This is a genomic window from Marichromatium sp. PS1, from assembly GCF_041155115.1.
In the GTDB taxonomy this organism is placed as follows: domain Bacteria; phylum Pseudomonadota; class Gammaproteobacteria; order Chromatiales; family Chromatiaceae; genus Marichromatium; species Marichromatium gracile.
Window position 1 is genome coordinate 221,360 of record NZ_BAAFHB010000005.1, and the last position, 26,013, is coordinate 247,372.

At 68.2% G+C, this 26,013-nt stretch carries 21 protein-coding genes; 3 read left to right on the top strand and 18 right to left on the bottom strand.

The genetic code is table 11. From position 1 onward, the window contains the following. Positions 1-9: 9 nt before the first annotated feature. On the bottom strand, positions 10-1,284 hold the full coding sequence (locus tag ACAM26_RS13285; protein ID WP_369613883.1) for a multifunctional CCA addition/repair protein: 1,275 nt from the start codon (positions 1,282-1,284) through the stop codon (positions 10-12). A gap of 101 nt (positions 1,285-1,385) precedes the next feature. On the opposite strand from ACAM26_RS13285, the gene ACAM26_RS13290 reads away from it, so the two are divergent. Beyond that, positions 1,386-1,868 (top strand): DUF2939 domain-containing protein, encoded by a 483-nt coding sequence (locus ACAM26_RS13290; protein ID WP_123142668.1) that lies wholly within the window; start codon positions 1,386-1,388, stop codon positions 1,866-1,868. Between the two features lie 28 nt (positions 1,869-1,896). Here the strand turns inward: ACAM26_RS13290 and ACAM26_RS13295 are convergent, their stop codons facing one another. The 17 genes from ACAM26_RS13295 to ACAM26_RS13375 all read right to left on the bottom strand — a co-directional run bounded on the left by ACAM26_RS13295 (position 1,897) and on the right by ACAM26_RS13375 (position 23,505). Beyond that, positions 1,897-3,570: a SpoIIE family protein phosphatase gene (locus ACAM26_RS13295; RefSeq protein ID WP_223806101.1), complete on the bottom strand. Its 1,674-nt coding sequence runs from the start codon at positions 3,568-3,570 to the stop codon at positions 1,897-1,899. Then, a complete protein-coding gene (locus ACAM26_RS13300) occupies positions 3,567-4,322 on the bottom strand; it encodes a transporter substrate-binding domain-containing protein (RefSeq protein ID WP_369613884.1) in 756 nt (251 codons plus the stop codon). Before ACAM26_RS13300 ends, ACAM26_RS13295 begins: the two co-directional genes overlap by 4 nt. Continuing rightward, positions 4,319-5,158, bottom strand: a complete 840-nt coding sequence (locus tag ACAM26_RS13305) for a GGDEF domain-containing protein (protein WP_123141403.1) — start codon at positions 5,156-5,158, stop codon at positions 4,319-4,321. Before ACAM26_RS13305 ends, ACAM26_RS13300 begins: the two co-directional genes overlap by 4 nt. Positions 5,159-5,170: 12 nt before the next feature. Further along, positions 5,171-5,575, bottom strand: coding sequence for a DUF1987 domain-containing protein (locus ACAM26_RS13310; protein ID WP_123141404.1), 405 nt, complete (start codon positions 5,573-5,575; stop codon positions 5,171-5,173). A 7-nt stretch (positions 5,576-5,582) separates the two neighbouring features. Further along, the gene (locus ACAM26_RS13315) at positions 5,583-6,137 is read right to left on the bottom strand and encodes a SiaB family protein kinase (RefSeq protein WP_123141405.1); all 555 of its coding nucleotides are present in this window, start codon (positions 6,135-6,137) and stop codon (positions 5,583-5,585) included. 76 nt (positions 6,138-6,213) lie between these two features. Continuing rightward, entirely contained in the window at positions 6,214-8,553 is a 2,340-nt protein-coding gene (locus ACAM26_RS13320; protein WP_369613885.1) for a hypothetical protein, read from the bottom strand. Between the two features lie 121 nt (positions 8,554-8,674). Then, on the bottom strand, positions 8,675-9,535 hold the full coding sequence (locus ACAM26_RS13325) for an oxidoreductase (RefSeq protein WP_062272829.1): 861 nt from the start codon (positions 9,533-9,535) through the stop codon (positions 8,675-8,677). Positions 9,536-9,590: 55 nt separating this feature from the next. Continuing rightward, complete coding sequence (locus tag ACAM26_RS13330; protein ID WP_123141407.1) at positions 9,591-9,806, bottom strand: hypothetical protein; 216 nt, start codon at positions 9,804-9,806, stop codon at positions 9,591-9,593. Then, positions 9,799-10,389 (bottom strand): electron transport complex protein RnfA, encoded by a 591-nt coding sequence (locus ACAM26_RS13335; protein ID WP_062272825.1) that lies wholly within the window; start codon positions 10,387-10,389, stop codon positions 9,799-9,801. Before ACAM26_RS13335 ends, ACAM26_RS13330 begins: the two co-directional genes overlap by 8 nt. After that, complete coding sequence (gene rsxE, locus ACAM26_RS13340; RefSeq protein WP_062272823.1) at positions 10,379-11,041, bottom strand: electron transport complex subunit RsxE; 663 nt, start codon at positions 11,039-11,041, stop codon at positions 10,379-10,381. The genes ACAM26_RS13335 and rsxE overlap by 11 nt, the downstream gene beginning before the upstream one ends. Continuing rightward, positions 11,042-11,743 carry an FMN-binding protein gene (locus ACAM26_RS13345; protein ID WP_123141408.1) on the bottom strand — a complete coding sequence of 234 codons (702 nt, stop codon included), beginning with the start codon at positions 11,741-11,743 and terminating at the stop codon, positions 11,042-11,044. Positions 11,744-11,777: 34 nt separating this feature from the next. Continuing rightward, positions 11,778-12,821 carry an RnfABCDGE type electron transport complex subunit D gene (locus ACAM26_RS13350; protein ID WP_234526666.1) on the bottom strand — a complete coding sequence of 348 codons (1,044 nt, stop codon included), beginning with the start codon at positions 12,819-12,821 and terminating at the stop codon, positions 11,778-11,780. Between the two features lie 158 nt (positions 12,822-12,979). Further along, positions 12,980-14,323 carry an electron transport complex subunit RsxC gene (gene rsxC / locus ACAM26_RS13355; protein WP_123141688.1) on the bottom strand — a complete coding sequence of 448 codons (1,344 nt, stop codon included), beginning with the start codon at positions 14,321-14,323 and terminating at the stop codon, positions 12,980-12,982. Positions 14,324-14,459: 136 nt separating this feature from the next. Next, on the bottom strand, positions 14,460-19,406 hold the full coding sequence (locus ACAM26_RS13360; RefSeq protein ID WP_369613886.1) for a 2-oxoacid:acceptor oxidoreductase family protein: 4,947 nt from the start codon (positions 19,404-19,406) through the stop codon (positions 14,460-14,462). Positions 19,407-19,573: 167 nt separating this feature from the next. Further along, complete coding sequence (locus ACAM26_RS13365) at positions 19,574-20,440, bottom strand: RnfABCDGE type electron transport complex subunit B (protein ID WP_062272812.1); 867 nt, start codon at positions 20,438-20,440, stop codon at positions 19,574-19,576. 317 nt (positions 20,441-20,757) lie between these two features. Then, on the bottom strand, positions 20,758-22,353 hold the full coding sequence (hisF, locus tag ACAM26_RS13370) for an imidazole glycerol phosphate synthase subunit HisF (protein ID WP_123141690.1): 1,596 nt from the start codon (positions 22,351-22,353) through the stop codon (positions 20,758-20,760). Between the two features lie 180 nt (positions 22,354-22,533). After that, a complete protein-coding gene (locus tag ACAM26_RS13375; protein ID WP_223806170.1) occupies positions 22,534-23,505 on the bottom strand; it encodes a MerR family transcriptional regulator in 972 nt (323 codons plus the stop codon). A gap of 159 nt (positions 23,506-23,664) precedes the next feature. Here ACAM26_RS13375 and ACAM26_RS13380 point away from each other — a divergent pair, with 159 nt between their 5' ends. Continuing rightward, entirely contained in the window at positions 23,665-24,774 is a 1,110-nt protein-coding gene (locus ACAM26_RS13380) for a polyamine ABC transporter substrate-binding protein (RefSeq protein WP_123141692.1), read from the top strand. 22 nt (positions 24,775-24,796) lie between these two features. Continuing rightward, on the top strand, positions 24,797-25,930 hold the full coding sequence (locus ACAM26_RS13385) for an ABC transporter ATP-binding protein (RefSeq protein WP_062272805.1): 1,134 nt from the start codon (positions 24,797-24,799) through the stop codon (positions 25,928-25,930). Positions 25,931-26,013: the final 83 nt, after the last annotated feature.

Below are 26,013 nucleotides of genomic sequence, written 5' to 3' on the forward strand. Positions count from 1 at the left end.
CCAGGGGACTCACCCCTGTCGCGCCGTCCTGATCGCCGCCAGTCGCGCCTCGCGGATGCGCCCGGCGATCAACCGCGGTTCGGGGGCGGCGCGGGCGATGGCACCGACGTCGAGCGCGGCGACCGCCGCCTGCAATCGGCGCAGCAACGCCGCCTGCGGGTAGTCGCGCTCGGCATAGCCGGTGCGACCGCGGAAGTCGGCCTCGCAGGCGATCAGCATCTGCTCGAAACGCTCGGGACGGCGCAGCGCATCGGTGCGCTCGAGCAGATCGAGCACCGTGGTGTCGCGCAGCTCCTCGACCTTGTGCACCAACCCATGCTGCCCGGCGGTGATGCGCGCCAGCTCGCGACAGCGGTTGGGCACCCGGAAGCGGTCGCAGACCGCCTCGAGCAGCTCGACGCTGCGCGCCTCGTGACCGTGGTGGCTGGGCAGGATCTCCGCCGGCGTGGTGCCCTTGCCGAGGTCGTGACAGAGCGCGGCGAAGCGCACCTCGAGCAGCGGCGAGAGCCGCGCGGCCATGTCGAGCACCAGCATCGCGTGCACCCCGGTATCGACCTCGGGGTGCCACTTGAGCGGCTGCGCCACCCCCCACAGCCGATCGAGCTCGGGCAGCAGCCGCGCCAGCGCGCCGCACTCGCGCAACACCTCGAAGAAGCGCGAGGGCCGGGGCTCGCAGAGCGCGCGCGAGAGCTCCTGCCACACCCGCTCGGGGACCAGGGCGTCGACCTCGCCGGCGGCGACCATCTCGCGCATCAGCGTCTGGGTCTCGGCGGCGACGGTGAAGCCGAGGTCGGCGAAGCGCGCGGCGAAGCGCGCCAGGCGGAGGATGCGCACCGGGTCCTCGGCGAAGGCCGGGGAGACGTGACGCAGCACTCGCGCCTCGAGATCGGCGAGCCCGCCATAGGGATCGACGATGTGGCCCTCGGCGTCCTCGGCCAGGGCGTTGACGGTGAGATCACGCCGCAACAGGTCCTGCTCGAGGGTGACCTCGGGGTCGGCGTGCACGGTGAAGCCGTGATAGCCGGGGGCGGTCTTGCGCTCGGTGCGGGCGAGCGCGTACTCGTCCTTGGTGAGCGGATGCAGGAACACCGGGAAGTCCTTGCCGACCTGCTGGAAGCCGCGCGCGCGCAGGGTCTCGGCGCGCGCGCCCACCACCACGTAGTCGCGCTCGCGCACCACCCGCCCGAGCAGCCGGTCGCGCACCGCGCCGCCGACCAGATAGACACGGAGCCCGGCGGTCGCGGGGTCGGGTTGCAGGCTCGGATTGGGGGTCGGGTCGTCCACGGTCACCTCGGGCTGGTCTCGGATGGGTGATTATATCGGGACGATGCTTGCGGTTAGAATGCCCCATCGATTCCCCGCCCTGACCTGATGAAGGAGCGACGATGCGTTTTCTCGGCTATCTGATCCTGCTCGCCCTGCTCGGCTACGGGCTGTGGCCCTACTATGCCGTCTACCAGCTCGACGACGCCATCAACCAGGAGGACACCACCGAGCTAGCGGCCCTGGTCGACCTGCCGGCGATCCGCGCCAACTACAAGGCGCGGATCGCCGCGGGCGTCGAGGGCATGCTGCCGGCGGGCGAGGCCGGCGGGGTGATGCACTGGCTGCGCCAGAACGTCGGCGAACTCGGCGACGCCGCGCTCGAACAGGCCATCACCCTGCCCTGGGCGCGGCAGACGCTGCGCGAGGCGGTCGGGCGCGCCACCTCGCAGACCCCGCCCTATCTGCTCGCCGGCATCGACTACGCCTTCTTCGAGTCCTACGACCGCTTCCTGGTGCGTATCGGCCAACTCGGCAAGGCGCCGACCCATGTGCGTCTCGAACTCGAGGGGCGCGAGTGGCGGATCACCGACATCATCCGCTGAACCGGATCGCTGAACCGGGTCGTCCGACTCAGCGCGGCTGGAAGCCGATCAAGGTCATGTCATCGCGCCGCGGCTCGTCGCCGCGATAGTCCTCGAGCAGCTGCTCGACGGCGGCGAGCTGCTCGGCCAGACCGAGTTCGGCGTGGTGCTCCAGCCAACCCGCCAGACGGCGGCGACCGAGCAGCCGCCGCGGCTGCCCGCCCATGTGATCGGAGATGCCGTCGGTGAGCAGATAGAAGCGCGCCCCCGGCGCCACCGCGATGCGGTGCACCGGGATCTCGCCTGGGCTCGGCAGACTGCGATAGCCGAGGTGCGCGCGCGCGCCGCGGATCGTCTCCACCCGTCCGGCAGGATCCATGCACAGCAGCGGGATACCCGCGCCGGCGAAGCTCAGCTCGGCGCGCGCCGGCTCCCAGATCGCCACCGCCGCCTCCAGACCGTCGTCCGACTCGGCCTCTGGATGATCCTGACGCAGTCGCGTACGCACCACGGCGTCGATCGCGCACAGGATGGTCGCCGGGTCGGCGCTGGCATGATCGCGCAGGATATCGGCCATCGCCGAGGCCAGCACCAGGGTGATGAAGGCCCCCGGCACACCATGCCCGGTACAGTCGGCGATCAGGATCAGATAACGCTCGTCGTCGAGCCGCTCGAGCCAGAACCAGTCGCCGCCGACCAGGTGCAGCGGCTCCCAGCACACCTGGATCTCGCGCACCCCGTCGCCCAGCGCGCCCTTGTCGGGCAACATCGCCGTCTGGATGCGCCGCGCGTACTGGATGCTCTCGAGCACCATGCGATTGGCCTTGCCCAGCTCCTGGTGGGCGGCGTCGAGCTCGGCGAAGGCCTGCTCGAGGGCATCGCGCTGCTGCTCGAGCTCCCGGGTACGCAACCGCACCCGCGCCTCGAGCTCTTGGGTGAGCGCGGTCAGCTCGGCCTGTGCCCGATCGCGCTGATCGAGCCCCCGCTGCGAGGCGGCGAACAGCTCACCGAGACGCGCGCGCAGCAACCCGAGCTCGTCGCCGCGATGATGGGGCAGGTGCGGCGGCGTCCACGCCCCCGGACACGCCGGGTCGACCGCCGCGATGGCCCCGGCCAGGCGCACCAGCGGGCGGGTGATCATCAGATAGAAGAGCAGCGCGACCAGCGCCGAGATCACCAGCGCGCGCGCCAGCCCGAGCAGCGCATCGCGACCGGCCTGGGCGAGGAAGCGCTGGGTCAACACCGCCGCCGAGAGTTCGACCTCGAGGACCCCGACCGGCTCCGCATCGGCCCCTGCAAAGCCGTAGTCGAGCGGCAGACGCATCCGGGTGACATCGGCGAACAGCCACGACCAGTCCTCGGCCAGCGCGCTTGCCGTCGGTTCGCGCACCCGTTCGGCGAGCACCCGACCGAAGTCGTCGCGCAGCTCGGCGCGACGCATCGAGGCGCGGGCGAAGAGCCCGTCGACGAGCTGGCGACCGAGTTCGGGATGGAGCTGATAGAGCGCCTCGGAGGCTGAGCCCTCGACCAGGGTCAGGGTCTCGCGCAGGTCACGCTCGACATCGGCGCGCATCCCGCGCCAGTCGAGGAAGAGCTCGAGCAGCCCCACCAGCATCCCCAGCAGCAACACCACCGCCAGGGTGACGGCCGCCTGGCGGAAGGTCAGCCCGCGCCAGAACGGGATTTCGGGCGGGGCTGCGCCCTGTTGCAGGGACGTGTTCAATGGGCCTCCAGGGCGACGGTGCCGACACCATGGGCGCGTCTGATCGCCTCGACCCGCGCCGACTCGGTCGCCAACCAGCGGTCGAAGCGCGCCAGCAACCCGGTGTGCGCCCGGGTGGAGAGACGGTACTCACCCTGTGCCAGCGGCAGCCCGGGATCGAAGGCCAGGGCATCGGCGCGACCGAACAGCCGGCGCGACTGCTCGGCGGCGACCGCGACATTGGCATAGGCGGCATCGATCCGGCCGCTGTGCAGCTGATTGAGCAGCGCGGCAAAGCCGGCATTCTCGCGCAGCACCGGCGTGCCGGCCTCCAGGCGCGACTGCCAGGCACAGGGGGTGAAACCGACGACGATCCCGAGGCGCTGCACCCGTTCGGGGCCCGCACCCAACTGGTCCGGGCGTACCAGGGTGGCGTCGGTGTAGGAGACCACCGGAGTGCTGAAGTGGAAGCGCTCACCGTTGCGCGCCGCACTGCGCCAGTCGGGGTCGTCGGGATAGATGAAATCGACCTCGTCGCGCAGCAGGCTGACGACCATCCGCGGCACCGGCAGCGGCTTGTAGTCGAACTCGATCCCGGCGGCGGCGGCGAAGGCGTCGAACAGCTCGCGGGCGAACCCCTCGAAGCGTCCGGTATGCGCGGCGTGATAGGGCAGATAGTCGATGTTCTCGACCCCGATCACATAACGCTCCCCGGCGGCCTGCGCGCCCCCCGGGAGCAGGATCAGCAGCAGTGCGACCAGCCGCGCGATCATGCGTCTGGAACGCCCTGCTCGGTCGCACCGGGCAACTCGGCCTCGGCCAACTCGACGCGATTGCGACCGTTGCGCTTGGCCGCGTAGAGCGCCCGATCGGCGCGCGCGATCGCCCGTTCCAGCGACTCGTCGATGGCGACCTCGGCGACGCCGATACTGACGGTCACGCGCAGCCGCGCGCCCTTCCACTGGGTCTCGGCCTCGGCCACCCGCACGCGCAGCCGCTCGGCGACCTCGGCGGCGGCCTCCAGGCGGATCTCCGGGAGCACCGCCATGAACTCCTCGCCGCCGAAACGCCCGGGGACGTCATCCTCGCGCAGCGCGCTGCGAAACAGGGTGCCGAAGTGCTCGAGCACCCGGTCGCCGGCGACATGACCGTGGGCGTCGTTGACCCGCTTGAAGTGATCGAGGTCGAGCAACAGCACCGACAGACCGCGCCGATGACGGGCCATGCGCTTGAGCTCGTGCTCGCCGAGTTCGAGCAGGTGACGACGGGTGTGCAGCCCGGTCAGCTCGTCGACCGAGGCGATCCGGCGCAGCTCCTGCTCGAGCTGCTCGCGCCGCTCGATCTCCTTGACCAGGGTGGCGTTGAGGGTGTTGAGCTCGCGCGCCTGCAGCGACAGGGTGCGGTTGGCGTCGTGCAGGTCGAGCTGCATGCGATCGCTGATGCGCACCAGCCGACGCGACTCGTGATAGCCGTCCTGATAGGCGCGGGCGAGCTGGCGCACCCCGTCGGCGACCTCGTCGAGACGCTCGAGCATCGCCTCGGCCTGACGGATCACCGCCTGCTCGTGGGCATAGAGCGAGAACTCTTCCTCGGGCTCATCGGCGCTCATGATCGGTGCCGGTCAGTCATCATCGAATTCGCAGAGCTCGAACACGGCGTGCTCGAAGTCCTCGCTGAAGTCCTCGCCGAATTCCTGCATGGTGTCGTCCTCGACATGGTAGTGCCAGCGGATGCGCACCCCGCGCCCGGCGCCGGCGGCCCGCTCCAGGCGCTGGAAGATGTTCATCAATGCCTTGGCGCTGCTGCTGTTGAAGTAGGACATGCGCAGCTCGACCAGCAGCGCGGGGGGCTGAGTCGAGTCCGTGGCGAGAAAGGCGTCGAGCGCCTGGATCACCGGACCGAAGAAAGCAGCAGCATCCTCGGGGTAGGACTCACCCTCGATGCGCAGACGGCGATTGGCGAAATCGAACTCAAGCAGCGGCGAGCGTTCGGTCGGTGCGCGATACAGCGTCTCCAACGTCTCCATCCTTCACTCAGATATAGGCCTTAAGACAGAAGAAGGAGCGATCCTCGGTGACTTCCACGAAGCCGAACTCGATCGGATCGGTCGAACGACGCGCGATCTCGATCAGACCGATGTTGCCCCCCCGACTATCGTCCTCCACCGGGGCGCGCAACCGCTCGCGGTAATAGGACTTGAGCGAGTCCTTGTCCATCGACGCGAGTTGCTCGAGCCGGCGTTGCAGCTCGGCGGCCTCGTCACGACACACCATGTTGCCGCAGACGACGAAGAAGCGGTCGCGCTCGCGACCGACCACGACCATCCCCGAGCTGAGTTCGACCGGCTTGCCGAGGTTGCCCTCGACCCGTTCGGCCGAGTAGCGGATGATGTTCTGCACCTGCTCGACGAAGATCGAGAACACCCGCTTGATCACCCGCGAGTCGGCATCCTCCAGACTCATCTTCTGCTTGAGCGCCTCGCCCAGCGAGAACAGGATCCCCTCGGAGAGATAACCGGCGAAGGAGAACACCACCCCGCGTTCCTGCAACTGCCGATGGAAGGCGAAATATTCCGTGGCGATCGACATAGCGAACACGACTCCTCAAGTCGGTGGGACTCGGCCAACTAGGGTAGAGGCTCGACTCCCGCCGAGGCAAGCGGAATCAACCCTCGACAGCCACGCTGCGTCGACGTGACGGCGGTGTCTCGACCTGCAGCGGCAGTCCCATCAAGGCCAGCAGATAGAACAGCAGCGCCACCCTCGGGGCATCGAGCAGGGTGCCGAAGGTCCCCACCGCAAGGAAGCCGAGCAGGGCCAGCCAGACCGTGATCCCGAAGGCCGGCGAGACGACCCGCCCGGCGAGCAGACCTCGGCTGGCGACGAGCAACAACAGCAGCAGCACGGCGAGACCGAGCAGGCCGCGCTCGACCAGCAGATGGACCCAGAGGTTATCGGTGTGCCAACGCTGGTGGTCGAAGTCGGAATAGCTCAGCCAATGGTCGATCCCCGCACCGAAGTCGCCGTTGCGCACCAGTTCGCGTCCGCCTTCGAGCCGTTGCAACGAGACGTCGTCGATGTCGACCAGGGTCTGCGGCTGCTCGAGCAGGCGGTACTCGCGGCGATTGGCGAGGGTCAGCAGCAGCGGTGCGCGCAGTGCCTGCTCGAAGGAGCCGAGGTTGGCGCTGTCGAAGACGAACTCCAGCGCTCGCCAGGCGCCCTCGGTGTCGGTCACCATCGGGGAGAAGGTGACACAGCGTGGGTTCCACTCGCTCGGCGCGATCATCTGACGGTGACACAAACGCAGCTGCAGCTTGAGTTCGGGGGCCTCGGTACGCACCGTCAGGCGCAGCCGATAGGCGGTATTCGGCCGCAGCCGCACCCGTTGTCCGAGCCGCATGCCGCGCGCCCCGGAGAGACGCAGATAACGATTGCCCGCCTCGCTGCCGATCCCCAGGGTACCGAACGCCTGGGGATCGCGCCGCGTCCACAGATAGCGCTCGGGGAAACGCCCGGCGCCGATCCCGAGCAACCGGTCCGGCCAGTCCGCCGGCACGACCGCGAGCGCCTCCTGCCAGTGCGTCAGCCGCGCCTGCAGATCGCTCCCGGCCTCGGCGAAGCGCGCCTCCATGCGACTGCCGAAGAGACTCGGGATGAAGGCCCCGAGGACCACGCACCAGAGCATCATCGCGAGGATGCGATGGCGCGGCGCCAGCCGCGCGCCCCAGTCGCGTTCGAGCCGCCAGCCGATCACCGCCAGCAGCGCCACGCCGGCGACGACGATCGCCATTGCCAGCGGCAGCGGCAGGCTGGTCCACTTGCTGGTCGCCGCGCCGTGAGCGGCCAGCCCGGCCAGCGCCAGCACCACCGCACCACTCAGCCAGGCGAGACGGCGCACGGACACCCCGAGACCGGCGAGCCAGCCCGGCAGCGCCGCGACCACCAGGGCGAGCAGCGCGCAGCTCATCGCCAGCATGCCGCCGGAGCGGAACGACCACAGCGCCATCGCCGCCGAGCCCGCCAGCGCCGCCAGGGTGAGCAGCGCCGCCCCGCGCGACAACACCCGACGCTGGCGCCAGTAGCCGAGCAGCAAGGCCGCCGCCACCACCGCCAGGAACCCGAGATAGACCCCGCGCGAGAAGGTCACCACCATCGCGTAACAGGCGCCGAGCAGGACGATGGCGGCCAGCCCCCCCCACCAGCGCGAACGCGCCATCAGCAGGGCGAGCACCGCGAACGGCCAGGCGAGGCTGAGATAGCCGTCGATCGCGCCGCCACCGACGTGCATGTCGGCGAAGAGCGCGGTGACGCGATAGGCGGTGGAGAAGTCGAGCAGGGTACCGAGCAGCGCATAGGGACCCTCGAAGAAGATCAGCTGGTGCAGCACCCCGCGCTCCCACACCACCACCAGCGCGACCCCGAGCAGTCCGATCAGCACCCCGGCGATGAAGCGCCGCTCGGCGCGTACCGGATCGCGACCGCGCGCGGCCAGCCACAGCGGATAGAGCAGCAGCGCCCAGACCAGCCCCTTGGTCAGACGCAGGGCGTTGAGCGGGCTGTAGTAGGAGACCAGCGCGTTGGCATCGAGCTGCGGCCAGGCGCCACCGAGCCCGCGCCAGCAGCCGATCGCGGCGAGCACCAGCAGCAGCAGCAGGAGCAACCGGGCGCCGGCGCTCGGGCGCACCCTGCCCCCGCCACCACCGTGCCACAGTCCGGCGGCGAGGGTACAGAGCAGCAGCGCGTCGAAGGCGTCGACGAACAGCCAGCCGCTCCAGGGCGCGAGCTGGAGCAGCGGCAGCGCCACCGGCACCACCACCAGCCAGGCATCGGGGTCGCGCAACAGCACCAGCAGGTAGAGCGCCAGCCCCAGCGCCAACCAGGGGGCGATGGCGGGGAAGCGCAGCAGGAAGGGGATCAGCGCCGCCAGCAACAGCAACGCCGAGAGACGGCGCGTCACTGACCACAGATGATGAGGCGTGGACGGAACGGGGGGTACGACGGACATGGCGTCGGCCTCCTGGCCGGGTGACGACATGGGGCTGGATCCGACCGCCAGCCTGACAAGCGCGGCGGTCGGGTTCAAGCCTGTCGTCGATCGGGGCCTCCCGCCCCGACCACGACAGGCCTCAGTCGTAGAACAGCTCGGACCAGCGCTGATCGTCGATCAGCGACTGCTTGAGCGTCTCCCACGCCTCCTCGCCGCCGGCCTGCTCGGCCATCACCCGGTTGAACGCCTCGGCGGTCTTGCGCAGACCCGAGATGAACACCTGGGTGTTGGGCTCACGCATCAGCCGCAGGGTCTCCTCGGCATGGGCCTCGAGCCCCTGGGCCAGCGCCTCGGAGGAGCGCATCAGCGGCCGGGTGCCGAGCGCGCGGAAGGCCTTGAAGGTCTTCTCGTCGTAGTAGTTGGCGAGATCCGAGGTCTCGTCGTTGGCATACATCAGGTCGAGACCGGTGCGACCGCCGTAGAACAGGCGCACCTGACCGTTCCAGTCGCCGCGACGCTCGTAGATATGCTGAGCGAAGGCGCGGAAGGGCGCGATCCCGGTGCCGGTACCGATCATCAACAGGTTGGCCCGGTTGTCGAGCGGCATGCGGAAGGCGCTCGCATAGGGGCCGGTGATGGTGATCTTGTCGCCGGGCTGGGCATCGCACAGATAGTTCGAGGCGATGCCCGGATAACGCTCGCCGCTGACCTCGTCGAGATAGAAGCAACGACGCACCAGCAGCTCGATCACCACCCCCTCGTCGAGCGGCATGGGGCGGGCGTTGGCGATCGAGTAGCGACGCAGGTGCACGGCGTTGCCGAAGGGATGCGGACCCGGCACCAGCACCCCGATGCTCTGGCCCTCGACGAACTGGAAGGCCGGATCGAGCACCTCGAGGGTGAGGTGGCGGACCTCCTCGGTGTCCTCCGGGGTGATGCGCCGCGAGGCCTTGATCAGGGCCTCGGTCTGCGGGCCGCCAGCGGCCTGTGATTCACTCATGTCAGCTCCTTAAACGCTGTCCTGCGGCCCCTGGGGGCCGCGAGAGGGACGCCGATCAGTGGCGATCGGCGTTGCACTCGCCGTGCACGGGACCGGGCACGGCCACCTCGACCTCGCAGTGACCGCTACCACAGGAGCAGCCACCGCCCTCGGGGCGGTAGGGGCCGAGCTGCGGATGACGCCGCGCGAAGCGTGCGTACAGCTGCTGGACCCCGACCCAGCCGGCGAGCACGACGAAGATGATCACCGGGACCAGCAACAGCCTAGCCATGGCTGCCACCCAACCCGGCGAAACCCATGAAGGCGAGCGAGAGCAGCCCGGCGAGCATCAGGCTCATCGCCGCGCCCTCGCTGACCCGGGGCACCCGCGCCAGGGCGAGCTTCTCGCGCAGCCCGGCCATCAGCATCAGCGCCAGGGTGAAGCCGGTGCCGGCGCCGACGGCATAGACCAGGCTCTGCACGAAGTCGTACTCCTTGGCGGTCTGGAACAGCGCCAGACCGAGGATCGCGCAGTTGGTGGTGATCAGCGGCAGGAAGATGCCGAGCGAGCGGAACAGCGCCGGGCTGAAACGCTTGACGAACATCTCCACCAGCTGCACCGCCGAGGCGATCACCGCGATGTAGCAGATCAGGCGCAGGAACTCGAGCTGCAGCTCGCCGAGCACCCAGTTGATGCCATAGGCCGCGGCCGAGCTCACCAGCATCACGAACATGGTCGCCAGGCCCATGTTCCAGGCCGTCTCCTTCTTCGCCGAGACGCCGAGGAAGGGACAGATGCCGAGAAACAGCGCCAGTACGAAGTTGTTGACGACCGCGGCGTTGAGGAAGATCAGCGACAGGGGTTCAGCGTGCATATGCGCTCTCCGCGGCGGCGGCCTGCAGTCTGCGCTCCTTGCGCAACCGCAGCCAGTTGAACAACAACAGCCAGGCACCGAGGACGAAGAAGCCCCCCGGGGGCAGGATCATCACCACCCAGGGCTGGAAGTCGGCACCGAACAGCGGGATGCCGAGGATGGTGCCGCTGCCGAGGACCTCGCGCACCGTGCCGAGGCTGAGCAGCGCCAGGGTGAAGCCCGCGCCCATGCCGAGACTGTTGATCAGGGTGGTGTGCAGGCGTTGCTTGGAGGCGTAGGCCTCGGCGCGACCGAGGATCACGCAGTTGGCCACGATCAGCTGGATGAAGGCGCCGAGCGCGGCATAGAGCTCGAGGCTGATGGCCTGGATGGCGTAGTCGACGATGGTGACGAAGGTGGCGATGATGACGATGTAGCTGGCGATGCGCACCTGCTTGGGGATCCAGTTGCGCAGCAGCGACACCAGCAGGCTCGAGCACACCAGCACGAAGGTGGTGGCCAGGCCCATGGCGATGGCGTTGACCGTGGTGTTGGTCACCGCCAGCACCGGGCACATGCCCAGCAGCATCACGAACACCGGGTTCTCTTCCCACAGCCCGCGCACGAAGGTGTCGAGCGACAGGCTCTCTTGTTGGTTGGGCAGTTCAGCCATTCATCGGCCCTCGCTACGGTTCGGTTCGGAGAGGAGCGCCAGCTCGCGCTGCAGCACCGGCACCACCCGCTGGGCGGCGTCGTTGACCGCGCGCGCCATGGCGTTGGAGGTGATGGTCGCGCCGGAGATGGCATCGACCTGCCAGGGTTGGGTCTTGGTGCCGTGCTTGACCGGGACGATGGGGTTGGCGAGCGCCGTCCCGGTGGCGTCGAGCCGCGCATCGAGCGCCTCGAAGTTCTTCAGATACTCGGCGTCGGTGGAGATCTTGTCGCCGAGCCCCGGGGTCTCGGTCGACTTCAGCACCTTGCTGCCGATCACGCACTGGCAGGCGGGGTCGTAGCCGAAGAGGAACTGGATGACGTCCTGGTAGCCGCGCGCGGCACCCGGGAAGGCCACGCCCACCAGCGCGCCGTCATCATCGTAGCCGGCATAGAGATGGACACCCTCGGCGCCCTCGCCCGCCGGCACCAGCGCATCCTCGGCGGTGAGCACGAAGTCGCGCTTGGCCACCGCGCCGTCGAGGACGTGGAACACCGCCTTCTCGGTCATCCGCCGCTGGTTCTCGGCGATGATCGGCAGGGTGAACTGATAGACCAGCACCACCAGCAACCCGGAAAGCATGGCGATGCCGCCGAGGGTGCGCAGCATCGCCCAGGCCGGGGTGCTCGGCGCCGGGGTTTGGATCTGTTGTTCGATCGTCATGAGTCAATGCCCGATAGAGGTTGGAGCCGGCGATTCATGCCTTGGGCCGCGAGCCGGCGCCGTAGACGCGCGGCTGGGTCCAGCCCGAGATCAGCGGACCGAGGGCATTGGCGAGCAGGATGGCGTACATCACCCCTTCGACGAGGCCGCCAAAGAGCCGGATGATCACCGTCAGCACGCCGATGAACAGGCCGTAGATGATGGCCCCGCGCGCGGTCACCGGCGAGGCGACCATGTCGCTGGCCATGAACCAGGCGCCGAGCATCAACCCGCCCGAGCAGAGCACGAACCAGGGCGAGGGATAGAGCGTGGGATCGAGCAGCCAGAAGGGCAGCGCGGTGAGCACGGCGCCGGCCATCACCGAGGCCGGGATGCGCCAGTCGAGCATCCGCCGCCACGCCAGCCACAGCCCGCAGACCAGGATCAGGATCGCCGAGGTCTCGCCCGCGGAACCGGCGATGGTGCCGGAGAACACCTCGCTGAGCGGCAGCTCGATCTGCTGGAACTTCTGCAACGCCAGCGGCGTCGCCCCGCTCCAGGCGTCGAGCCCGAGCCCGGCAACCCAGTCGTCGATCGGCACCGGCTGCATGAACGGCAGGGTCAGGGTCGAGGGGATCAGCTCGGCGAAACGCTCCGGGGCGAAGGCCGGGGTCCAGGTGGTGATCGCCACCGGGAAGGCGGCCTGCACGAAGGCACGCCCGACCAGCGCCGGATTCATCACGTTGTAGCCGAGTCCGCCGAACAGCGCCTTGCCGAGGGCGATGCCGACGAAGGCGGCAACCGCGGCCATCCACAACGGGAAGCCCGGCGGCAGGGTGAGACCGAGCAGCAGCCCGGTGATCACCGCCGACCAGTCGGAGACGGTGTTGCCCTGCCCCGAGAGACGCGCAAACAGCCACTCGGTGGCCACCGCGACCACCGTGGTGGTGATGAGCAGCAGCAGCACGCTGAGGCCGAACTGATAAACGGCGAAGGCGCTCACCGGCAGCAGCGCGAGCACCACCGAGCGCATGATCTGATCAACCGTCAACACCTTCTTGAGGTGTGGCGATGTTCTTATTTCGATGCCTTTAGCCATAGATTTTCGAAACCGCAACGGCGCCGGGGCGCCGGAATATCCTGAGGTCCGCACGCCGCCGACCGGGGTCGGGGCAACGGAGGTCCTGGGGCGCGAGGATCGCCCGATCGACGCCTCGGCGCCGCGCCGCGTGCGCGGCGCCGAGGCGACCGGCGGGCTTACTGCTCATCCTCTCGGTTGATCGCCTTGGCGATGCGGAAATACTGGGTCAGCGGGATGTTCGACGGACACACATAGGCGCAACAGCCACACTCGAAGCACTGGTCGAGATGATAGTGCTCGGCCATCGTCGCATAGTCGCGCACCTGCGCCAGCTCACCCAGTACCGAGGGGTTGAGCGAGATCGGGCAGGCCTCGACACAGGCACCGCACTTGATGCAGGGGTAGACCTTGCGCTCGGCCAGGTCGAGGTCCTCGCGTTCGAGCACCACCACCCCGGAGACGGCCTTGGTCACCGGTACATCGAGCGAGGCCACCGCCATGCCCATCATCGGCCCGCCGAGGATCACCTCGCCGAAGCTCTCCTTGAGCCCGACCTGCTCGAGCAGGAAGCGCAGCGGGGTGCCGACCGGCACCATGAAGTTGCCGGGGCGCTCGACGCCGGGGCCACTGACCGTGACCACGCGCTCGATCAACCCCTGCCCCTTGGGCAGCAGGTCGCCCATCTGCGCCAGGGTGCCGACGTTGTAGACGGCCACGCCGACATCGGCCGGCAGCCCGCCGACCGGCACCTCGCGCCCGGTCAGGCTCTTGATGAGCATGCGCTCGGCGCCCTGCGGGTACTTGCTCTGCACCGCCTCGGCGGTGATCGGCAGGTCCGCGGGGATCTCGCGGCGCAGGTGCTCGACGGCATCGAGCTTGTTGTCCTCGACGCCGATGACGGCACGCTCGGCGCCGGTGGCGCGCAGCACCAGCTGGATGCCGCGCACCAGCGCCGCGGTCTGCTCGAGCATGATGCGATGGTCGCAGGTGAGATAGGGCTCGCACTCGCAACCGTTGACCAGCACCGTCTCGATGGTGCGCCCCTCGGGGGGCACGAGCTTGACGTGACTGGGGAAGGCGGCACCACCGAGCCCGACCAGACCGGCCTGCTGCACGGCGGCGACGAGCTCGGCGCGCGACATCGCCGCCAGATCGGGGGCGCTGTCGAACAGCACCCGCTGGCTGGCGGCCTGATAGACCTTGAGATAGATCGCCGGGGCCTTGGGGCCGGCGGCGGTGGGGGCCAGCGCGATGTCACGGATCACCCCGGTGGCCGGGGCATGCATCGGCACCGAGACATGACCATCGGCCTCGGCGATCGGCTCGCCACGCACCACCTCCTGACCAACTCGCACGGTCGGGATGGCCGGCTTGCCTTTGTGCTGCTCCAGCGGGATCACCAGCTCCGGGGCAAACGGCATGCGTCGAATCGGCTTGTCCGCCGTCAGTTCCTTGTGCTCGACGGGATAGATCCCGTGATCGAAGGTCTTGCGGCGCGGAAAGATGCTGAATAGAGCCATGCGTCAGTACTGCTGTGTGGTCGACACCCGAGGGGTGTCTGGCGAACGGGGGCACGCGACGCCTGACGCGGCGCCGCGTGCGCATTCCTCTAGCGTGGCCCGGCGTCAGGACGCCGGGCAGCCAGGGGCGGCCGACTTACTGGAACTTCTCCGCACGCTTGACCAGCTTGTCGACGCCGGGCTCGGACGGGTTCCACGGGGTGCCGGGGTGGATGCAGGCGGCGCTGCACTTCTCGGCGGCCTTGACGATGTCCTTGAACGGACCGGCCTTGGGATCGACGATCTCGGCCTTGCGCTCGGCGTTGTAGCGGAAGATCGACGGGTTGATGTTGATGCACTCGTCACAGGCGGTGCACTCGGGCGTCTCCACCCACACCGGCTCCCAGTCGGCGCTGCCGTTGGCGCCATTGGCACCGTTGAGACCATGACCGTTGGCACCATTGGCGCCGTGGCCATTGGCTCCGTTGCCATTGCCGTTGCCGATCAGCGCATTGATACCACCGGCCTCGCCGCCGGCCATGGCCAGCAGGTTGGCGGTGAGCTTCTGCGCCATGTCGGCCTTGGCCTCGTTGCGCACCCGATCGAGGTCGATACGGTTGAGCTCGCCGCAGAGTCCGCGCAGCTGCGCCCAGAACTGCTGGCGCTCCTCACAGCTGAGCACCAGCTCCTGCGAGACCAGCACGCGCATCAGGCGGTTCTTGCCGTCGACGCCCCAGATGTAGGGGAAGCGACCCTCGCGATCGTCCTCGTCGAGTTCGAGGAACTCGGCCATCGGCACCATGGAGTCGTTCCAGGTCTCCGGCGGCGCCTTGCGGAAGTGCTTGCGGAAGCGGCCCTCGGTGAGCGCGAAGTCGGCGAAGGTCAGCGGCACCTCGAGGCTGGCCGGCTCGCCGTCCTCGTTGGTGTAGTCGATGCTCCAGCTGATCCAGTCGCGCTCGATCTGCGGGTTGCCCTCGATCGAGCAGCACTCCTCGAAGGTCGAGCCGGCATCCGGGTCGTAGCGGAACAGCGGGTAGGCGCGCGACTCGACGGCCATGCGACCCTGACGGTTGGACATGTCGTCGCCGATGCCGTGCTCGGGCTGACAGCTGGTGTAGACGTTGAACAGGGCCGGGTGGCGCGAGTTCAGACCGTCGATATAGCCCTCGAGCAGGTGGGTGAGGTGCGAGGCCGAGCTGTTGAGCACGAAGCTGGTGCGATGCGCCATGCCGATCAGACCCATCTCCTTGCGGATCTCGGTCTTGCCCTTCCACGCCTTGCCGTAGGGGCTCATGTCCGCGACCTGGCCGATGAAGCCCGAGGTACAGGCCTGACCACCGGTGTTGGAGTAGACCTGGGTGTCGAGCACCATGATCTTGACCGGGTGGCCGGACATCAGCGCGCGCGAGAGGTTCTGGAAGCCGATGTCGTACATCGCCCCGTCACCGCCGACGGCGACCACCGGCGGGCACAGCAGCCACTCCTCGTCGCTGAAGTCCTTCCAGCTGAAGTAGGTCAGGTCGCAGGCCGGATCGGCGGCGTTGTAGCGCCCCTCGAGCTCCATGCGCGCCTGGCGGATGGCCTTGAAGCCCTCGCCCATCTTGCGCATGTGGCCCTCGAACAGACCCAGCGCCATCGACGGCGAGTCCTGGAACAGGTGGTTGGCCCAGGGGAAGGGATAGGGACTGTAGGGGAAGGTCGCGCCCCACACCGAACTACAGCCGGTGGCGTTGACGATACCCATGTTGGCGCGCGGCTGGTTGCCGGTGTACTGCGCCTTGAGCTGACGCAGGGTGTCGAGCAGGCCGGTGACCCACTTCAGCCACTCCGGGTCGACCGGACGCGCGCCGCTGCTCTGATCGAGCTCGGAGGTCAGGCCGCCGAGGGTCAGGTCGCTGTCCTTGTGCTCGTCGAGCGCCTTGGTGATGGCGGCGGTGTTGCTGAGGTCCATGCTCTCGGCGAGCTTCAGCCGGACATGGGTCTCGAGACGGTTGATGAGGTCGTCGAGCTCGGCGAGGTGACGCTTGACGCGCGGCTGCATCAGCGCGGTGACGGTCGAGGTGAACAGGTGCAGCGCGGTCTTCTCGCCGCAGCCCATGCACGAACCGTCGCCCGAGACCATCGACAGATAGTTGGTCTTGTCGAGCAGCAGGGTCTCGAGCGCGCCGACCTTGTCGTCGAGGTCATCGATGCGGATGAAGTCCGGGTCGGTGGTCGGCAGATCGAGCCACATGTCCCAGCGCGCCTGCATCTGACGGATGCTCTCGTCGGTCTGCGGCTCGGCGACCAGGGCGCCGTCGTTACAGACGTCGATACACTCCATGCAGCCCTTACAGGTGTAGGGGTTGACGGTGATGCTGAACAGCCCGCCGCTGCCCTTCTGCTGCTTCTCGCGGTTGCTCCAGTAGGGCTTAGTGACGGCGAACTGGTAGTCGCCGAGCGCCTGCATCAGCAGCCCGAACTCCTGCTCCAGCGCGGCCTTCTGGCTCTCCTCGCCGGAGAACTCGGCGAGCACCTCGAGGATCGCCTGATCCATCAGCTGACGCAGATCGGCCGACTCGCCGTTGATGTTGATCAGCGCACGCAGACGCTTCTCGACGTTGCGGCTCTCGCGACGCAGGTGCTGGGTGGGCATGCTGCGCTCGACGCGCAGGATCGCCGCCGAGAAGATGTCGGAGACGCTGTTGACCAGACCCGGCAGCGCGCTGTCGGGACACACGGTGAAGCAGTTGCCGCAGGCGGTGCAGTTCTCGGGGATGAACTTCGGGTACTCGAAGCGGATCTGGGTCATGTCGCGATAGACGCCGCTGGCCGCGGGCATCAGCGACAGCGCCATCTGCGGGTCGGCGAGGTTGTCGTTGCCCTGACCGCTGGCGTAGAAGGAGCCGGTCTGCTCCCAGAAGCGGTGCACGTCGCTGATGCCGCCATCGCCCTCGGGCATGGCCTTGAGCATCACCGGCAGCGCCGGCTCCTTGCGCGGCATCAGCTGGCCGGCGACCAGCGGCTTGTCGACGATCTCGACGATCTCGTCGAAGCCGCGCCGCACGATGCGCAGGTTGTCCTGCACCACGCGCTCGCCCTTGGCGCCGAACTTGGCGCGCAGCTGCTCCTCGATGGCCGCAAACAGCCCGGCCTCGTCGAGCCCGGAGCGCTCCATCAGCGGCGAGGCGGCGAAGAAGGCACCCTGGAAGGCATTACCCTGCATGCGGAACTGCAGCTCGGGGTTGGAGGCCTCCTCGCGGGCGATCTTGAAGCCGTCGATGTAGAAGACGCGGATCTCGTTGTCGACGATGAACTTGCGCGCCGACGCCGGGAAGCTCGCCCACACCTGCTCCGGATCCTCCATGCTCGACTGGATGACGAAGCTGCCCTTGCGGTCGAGACCGGCGAGCGGGTTGGAGTGGGTGAACACGTTCGGGTCGGGGCTGAGCACCACGTCGACGTAGGTGTACTCGCAGTTGAGCCGGATCGGCTCGGGCGCGGCCGAGAGGAAGTAGGTGGTCGGCTGACCCTTCTTCTCCGAGCCGTACTTGGGGTTGGCGCGGATGTCGTAGCCGAGCAGCTCGTAGAGCGTCATGGCGAGGTTCTTGCCGGTGGTCACGGCACCCCAGCCACCGACCGAGTGCATGCGCACCGTCACCGCGCCCTTGGGCAGCAGGTTGGGGTTCTCGCTGCCGCGCAGCGCCAGATCGCCGACGTTCGGGTAGGCGTCCTTGAGGCTCTGGATGCGGATCTCGTCCTTGGGATCGATCGGGTCGCGCACGAAGTCGACCGAGAGATAGAAGAACTTGCGCTGGGCGCCGCCCGGCACCATGTTCTCGACCGCGGCGATCAGCCCCTCGGGCTGCAGGTCGCGCGAGCCGAGGCCGTAGCTGGCGGAGTAGAGACGCGGCATCTCGCCGCGGCCATAGCTCGGGTAGTCGGCATAGGCCGGCGCCTCGCCCTTCTCGGCCATGCCGTTCTCGACACACTTGGCCAGCGCCGCGCGCACCTCGCGCATGATCGGCAGGTCCTCGGCGAGCGGCTGGTCGGTGCGCTCGAGCACCGCAACGCCCTTCTTGCCCTGGATCAGGGCGGCGATCAGCTCGCCCGGGAAGGGCCGGAACATGGTGAGGTTGATCACGCCGACCTTGATATCGCGGGTCTCGCGCAGATAGTCGGCGACCGCCTCGGCCTGGGTGACCATGCTGCCCTGACCGAGCAGCACGTAGTCGGCGTCCTCGAGACGGTAGCCCATGGCGCGGTGATAACGCCGACCGGTGAGCTCGAAGAACTCATCCATGCACTGGTCGGTGATCTCGGCGATGTGATCGAAGAAGTAGGGGCGCTGCGCCGCGACCGCCTGCATGTAGGCGTCCTGGTTCTGCACCGTACCCGAGGCGACCGGGTTGTCGACGTCCCACACCAGCGGCACGCGCCGGCGAGTGGGACCGTAGGCGAGGCGCTGGGCCGGGGTCGGCGACTCGATGATGTCGTCGGGACGACCGCAGAACTCCTCGACCAGGGCGCGCTCGGGGACCTGCAGCGGCTCGATCAGGTGGGTGGTGAGGAAGCCGTCCTGGCCGACGGCGGCCGGGGTCAGGCTGAGCTCGGCGACCTTGCGCGCGATCAGGTTGAGGTCGGCGGCCTCCTGGGCGTTCTTGGCGAAGACCTGGAAGAAGCCGGTGTCGTCGATGCAGTGGTAGTCATCGTGCGCGCAGTGCACGTTGAGACTGGCCTTGGTGATGGCACGCGCACCGATGTTGAGCACATAGGGCAGACGCTTGCCGACGGCCGCATACAGCGACTCGTGCATGAAGGCCACACCCTGAGCGGAGGAGAAGTTGACCGCGCGCAGGCCGCTCATCGACATGCCGGCGGTGACCGCGGCGGCGGCGTGCTCGGACTCGGGCTCGACGAAGATCAGCGGCTGCCCGGAGACATTGACGTGTCCCTTGGCGACCTCTTCGGCCCAGAATTCGCCCATCTGGGTCGAGGGGGTGATCGGATAGGCACCAGCGGCATCGGATGCCTCGCGCTCGCACATGATTACGGCAGTATTGCCGTCCATCGCCATACGGGTGCCAGGATACTTGTACTGCTTATCGTCTTTCTTTCCGAACATGGGCCTTCTCTATTGTTGAACCACCGAGACGCCGGCGTCGGGACGCCTGTGCGCAAAGCGGGTTTGGATCAGAATTCTTGCGCTCCGAATCGAGCGGCCTGGATCTTTTTATTGGAGGCGGGGCGTCGGCCGCAGCTCGATGCGGCGCGACGCGGGCCGTACGCGCGTCAAGCCATGGGTAGTGCTGCCTTGCGTACGACCTTGCGGGCATCGCGCCCCTTGGTGACGGCGCCGCCCGGCTCGAGCCAGACGATGGCCCCGGTCGGACAGCGCTCGATCGCCACCTTGGAAGCGAGCGCGTTCTTGTCGTAATCGAGCACGGCGAGGTTGTCGCGGATCTCGATCAGTCCTTCGGGAGAGTCCTGGACACAGCGGCCACAGGCGGTACAGGCGACCTCGCACTGGTGCTCGACCTCGTCACCGGCGTCCAGGCTCTTGCAGGCGACCCACAGCCGGTGGCTGACCGGGTGGATGCTGAACAGGTCCTTGGGGCAGACGCTCACGCAGTCGCCGCAGGCGGTGCACTTGTCCTCGTCGACCACCGGCAGGCCATGGGCGTCGAGCGAGAGCGCGCCGAACTGGCACACCTCGACACAGTCGCCCATCCCCAGACAGCCCCAGGAGCAACCCTTGCCGCCACCGCCGACCAGGGCCGCGGCGCGACACGAGGAGATGCCGCCGTAGGAGGCACGGATATAGGCGACATGGTCACCGCCAGCGCAGGCGAGCCTTGCCACACGCTTCTCGGTATTACCCAGGGAGACGCCGAGGAAGTCGGCGATGATCTGGTTGGTGTCCTTGGCGTTGACCGTGCACTTACCGGGTTCGACCTCGCCCTTGACGAGCAACTCGGCGAAGGTGCGACAACCCGCTTCACCACAGGCGCCGCAATTGGCCTTGGGGAGCAGATCCTCGACTTGATCGATACGAGGGTCTTCGTAGACATAGAAGCGTCTGTTCGCCACCACCAACATCAGGGCGAGCATGAGGCCGAGCGCGGCCATGAATCCTACTGCGGTCAGGATGGTTGCCATATTACTACTTGAGATTCCGGCGAAAGGCGGTCTGGACAATTCGGCGCCCGGGATGCGCCGAGGTGCGCGACAATCACGCTGCCTGGCCGACAGACCAGGGGCCGTGCCAGAGAGCGGAGCGTTGCCACGGCCAGAAAAACCTGTGGGAGTTTACGAAATTATGATCTATTGACTTTCGTAATTATATAAATCGTAAGTATTAGGTAAAGCAAGAAAAGATTCTTGCAGCAATCGATTCTCACTCCACGACAATTCGCAAACTGCCACGCATCAGGGTGCACGCATTGGCGACGACGCCCTCGCGCGCACCCTGCCGATCAACGCAGCCGGGTCTCGATCCCGCGCTCGCGCAGATAGCTCTTCACCGCTTCGATCGGGACCTCACGACGATGGAAGATGCCGGCCGCGAGCGCGGCCTCGGCCCCGGTTCGCTCGAACACCTCGGCGAAGTGCTCGACACAGCCGGCGCCGCTGGAGGCGATGACGGGGATGCGAACAGCCGAGCGTACCGCACCGACCAGCTCGAGGTCGAATCCGGCGCCGGTGCCGTCGCGATCGATCGAGTTGAGCAGGATCTCGCCGGCACCGAGACGCTCACACACCCGCGCCAGCTCCACGGCGTCGATATCGCGTCCCTCGCGCCCGCCCTTGACGGTGCACTGGAACCAGCAATAGCGCTCGCCGTTGGGGCCGGGCTCGGCGGTCTCGACGGTGTGGTGACGGGTCTCCTCGGGGCGCTCGACATAGACCCGGCGCGGATCGATCGAGACCACCACCGCCTGATTGCCGTAGACCTCGGCGATCTGCTCGATGGCGCTGGTGCCGTCGCCCTCGCCGCCGCGCGCGAGCGCCTGCTCGACGATGTGCACCGCCTCGGAGCCGATCGAGACCTTGTCGGCGCCGGCACGGAAATAACGGTCGGCGACGTCGAGCGCCGAGTAGTGGGTGCCCTCGGCGTCGGAGAAGGCGCGGATGCCCCCGCCGATGGTCAGCGGCACGAACACCCGCTCCGAGGCGCGCTCGAGCACCTCGAGCATCGGCTGGTCGGCGAGCGGGAAGTCGCGAAAACCGGTGATGTTGAGGAAGGTCACCTCGTCGGCGCCCTCCTCGTAGTAGCGCGCGGCCAGCTCCACCGGCTTGCCGAGGTTGCGCACCGCGCCGGACTCGCGCACGTCGTACTGATCGCCCTTGGTCACCACCAGATCGCCGGCGTCGTTGGCACGCACGTCGAGACAGGCGATCACGCGCCGCGCCAGCTTGGTCGGCGCCGCCGCGGCCTCGCGCACCGCCGGGGTCTCGGGCACCGCATCACCGGCGAGGAAGCGGCGCAGCAGCCGCAACCCCGCCGCCCCGCTCTTCTCCGGGTGGAACTGCACCGCGCCGACCTGACCGCGCTGCACGGCGCTGACGAAGGGGCTGCCGTAGTCGCTGCTCGCCAGCACCCAGTCGGCGTTCTCGGCGCTCTGCTCGGCGCGGAAGGAGTGGACGAAGTAGAACTTCTCGCCGGCATAGTCGGCGAACAGCGGCGAGTCGCGCTCGACGCGCACATCGTTCCAGCCCATGTGCGGTACCGCCAGCTCGCTGTCGTCGAAGCGGCGCACCTGCCCCGGGATCAACCCCAGGCCGGCGACCCCGGGACACTCCTCGCTGCCCTCGAACAAGGTCTGCAGACCGATGCAGATCCCCAGATAGGGGCGTCCGGCGGCGAGATATTCGCGCAGCGGCTCGACATAGCCGAGTCGATGCAGGCGCTCCATGGCCGCGCCGAAGGCGCCGACGCCGGGAAAGATGAGGCGTTCGGCCTTGAGGATGTCCTCGGGGCGTTCGATCTCGGTGAGCGAGAAGCCGAGTGCGTGAATGGCGTTGCGCAGGCTACGGACATTGCCGGCGCCATAGTCCAGGAGCGAAATCATAGCTAGAGTCCGAGACGGTCCAGTGGTGTTGACAGCGGGCGCCCGGCGAACCCGGGCGCAGGCGGGAGCGAGGCCTCGTCCCACGGCGCGGCGGCAAGCCCCGCGCGGCAATCCCCCGTGAGGACGCGACGGGCCGCGTGGCACGGAAGCCGGTCAGTTTAACCGCAACCGCGGCGCAGATCAGTCCTTATCTTGACCACAGGCGCCGCCGGCGAGCAACGAGAGCGTGCGCGCCAGGGTGTTCTCGAGGATTGCGCGCGCATGCGCGGTGGAGCGATAGAGGGCGGCGTGGAGCAGTGCGTTATCGCTGCTGCGGCTCTCACACTCGGCGCCGTAGCGCTCGAAGGCGGCCAGCGCCTGGATCAGGTCGACGAGATGACGCGGACACTCGCAACGGGTATGCGAGGCGGCGGCGATCTCGATGAGTTCCGAGTCGGAATAGCGCCGCGGCGGCGGTCCGTAGCCCAGTTCGGGATCGAGACCGGCCGCCGCGACCCCGGGCTGCAGCGACAGACAGCAACGGGCCAGCTCGGCGGTGGTCAGCGGCGCGCGGCGCGCGCTCATCCCCAGCGCCTCGAGCCGGCTCAGCGTGGTGCTGCTGGAGAACACATAGACCACCACGGTACGCGCCGCCCCGGCATGCATCTGCAATCGCCGGAGGTCGTCGAGCTGATCGAGATGCAGCGTCGGCTGCTCGACCACCAGGACATCGGGACACAGCGTCAGCGGGTCGGCGAGGAAGCTCGTGGCGGTGTCGAAGGCGCGCTCGAGCACCACCTCCTCGGGCAGCCCGCCCTCGAGGCGCAGCCGCTCGCCCAGCGCCGCGCCGACCACCATCACCCGGCACGGCGGGCGGACGCTCGCCATCGGGTCGAGCAGGTCCGGCCCCTGCAGGCGTCCGCGCAACTGGCCGAGATCGAGCCGCGCCACGCTGCCGATGGCGTCGCCGCGATCGACCAGACGCTTGATCAGGGTCAGGCGTGCGACGTCCTCGGCGCTGTAGAGACGGACCCCGGAGGGCGTGCGCGCCGGGCTGGCCACCGCGTAACGTCGCTCCCAGACCCGCAGGGTCTCGGCCGGCACCCCGGTCAGCTGGGAGACCGAACCGATGCGAAACCGCTGCTCATCGAGCTGTCTGTCGTGCGCTGTCAACCGCCCCTCCACTGATCTCATCAACCGACAACCATTATGAGGCCTCGCGCGCGCGCCTCCACCCCGTCGCCATTCGCCACTCGGGTAATGCGAGCGGACCCACGAATGCAGTACGATTGCGCGCTCGAACGAACCTCCACCACCACTACCACTTCTTCCATGGGGATCGCGCACGTGCGTAAGCTCGCCAACCTCCTCCTGTCGCTGTCGCTCTGGGCCGTGGCGCCCCTCGCTCTCGCCGAGGAGCAGGTCCATCTCTACAACTGGAACGACTACTTCGCCGAGGACACCCTCGAGACCTTCGAGGCCGGCACCGGCATCCGCCCGGTGCTCGATCTCTACGACGCCAACGAGATCCTCGAGGCCAAGCTGCTCGCCGGCAGCAGCGGCTACGACCTGATCTTCCCCACCGCGCGCCCCTTCGCCGCGCGTCACATCCGCGCCGGGCTCTATCTGCCGCTCGACAAGTCGCAGCTGCCGGGGCTGGATCGACTCGACCCCGAGATCATGGCCAGCCTCGCCGAGATCGATCCCGACAACGCCCACCTCGTCCCCTACATGTGGGGGACCTCGGGGCTCGGGATCAATCGTGCCAAGGTCCGCGAGATCCTCGGCGACCAGGTCCCGCTCGACACCTGGGCGCTGGTCTTCGACCCGCAGATCGCCGCCAGGCTCGCCGGTTGCGGCATCGCCCTGCTCGACGACCCGACCGAGGTCTTCTCCGCCGCGCTGGCCTATCTCGGCAAGGACCCCAACAGTCTCGAACGCGCCGATCTCGACGCCGCCGCCGAGCTGATCAAGGGCGTCTATCCCCATATCCGCTATTTCCACTCCTCGCAGTACATCAGCGACCTGGCCAACGGTGACCTGTGCATCGCCCACGGCTACTCGGGCGATGTGCTGCAGGCCCAGGAACGCGCCGACGAGGCCGGCAAGGGGGTCGAGGTGATCTATCGCATCCCGCGCGAGGGCGCGGCGATGTGGACCGACGTGATGGCGATCCCGAGCGATGCGCCCAACCCCGAGGCCGCGCACGCCTTCATCGCCCACCTGTTGCAGCCGGAGGTGATCGCCGCCGTCTCCGACTACGTCTACTACGCCAACCCCAACCTCGCGGCCACGCCGCTGGTCGAGGCCGCGCTGCGCGAGGATCCGGGCATCTATCCGCCGGCCGAGGTCAAGGCGCGGCTGTTCGTGCCCAACCAGCGCAGCGATCGCGAGATCCGCGACCTCAACCGCCGCTGGACCCGGCTCAAGGCCAACCGCTGACGTGGCGGAGCGCAACTCGTCCATGCCCATCGCCCTCGACCGCCGCAACCTCGACACCTGGCAGGACCCCAAGGCCACGCCCTATGTGCGCATCGAGCGGGTCAGCAAGCGCTTCGGCGAGCACCATGCCGTCGAGGACCTGAGCCTCGACATCTTCAAGGGCGAGTTCTTCTCGCTGCTCGGCAGCTCGGGGTGCGGCAAGTCGACCCTGCTGCGGATGCTCGCCGGGCTCGAGTACCCGACGGCGGGGCGGATCTATATCGACGGGGTCGACGTCACCGACGTGCCGCCCTACTCGCGCCCGGTCAACATGATGTTCCAGTCCTACGCGCTGTTTCCGCACATGACGGTGGCGCAGAACATCGAGTTCGGGCTCAAGCAGGAGCGGCTCGGGCGCGGCGAGCGCGCCGAGCGGGTCGACGAGATGCTCGAACTGCTGCGCATCGCCGAGCTGCGCCGGCGCAAGCCCGAGCAGCTCTCCGGCGGCCAGCGCCAGCGCGTGGCGCTGGCGCGCAGCCTCGCCAAGCACCCCAAGCTGCTGCTGCTCGACGAACCGCTCGGGGCGCTCGACAAGCGCCTGCGCGAGAACACCCAGTTCGAGCTGGTCAACCTCCAGGAGCGACTCGGCATCACCTTCATCACCGTCACCCACGATCAGGAAGAGGCGATGACCATGTCGACCCGGATCGCGGTGATGGACGCCGGTCAGATCATGCAGGTCGACACCCCGACGGCGATCTACGAGTACCCCTCGTGCCGCTTCGTCGCCGAGTTCATCGGCTCGATCAACCAGTTCGAGGGCAAGGTGGTCGAGAGCGACGGCGACCAGCTGCTGATCGAGACCCGGCTGGGCCGACCGATGCGGGTGCGCAACTTCCACCCGCTCGCCCTCGGTACCCCGGTGACGCTGGCGGTGCGACCGGAGAAGATGCGACTGTGTCTCGACTATCGCGAGGACGGCGTCAACCAGCTCCGCGGCGTGGTCGAGGACATCGCCTATCTCGGCGACGTCTCCATCTATCGGCTGCGCGTCGAGGGCCAACGCGTCGAGATGACCCTGACCAACACCCAGCCGCGCACCGAGCAGGTGCTGACCTGGGACCAGGAGGTCGCCATCGAGTGGTCGCCGACCAGCGCGGTGGTGCTGACCGAATAGCCCGACGCGCGCGCCGCGCCATGCACCACACCCGCCCGCGCCGCACCGGCCCGGGCGGGTGCAGGCGTTGCGCCAAACCGCCC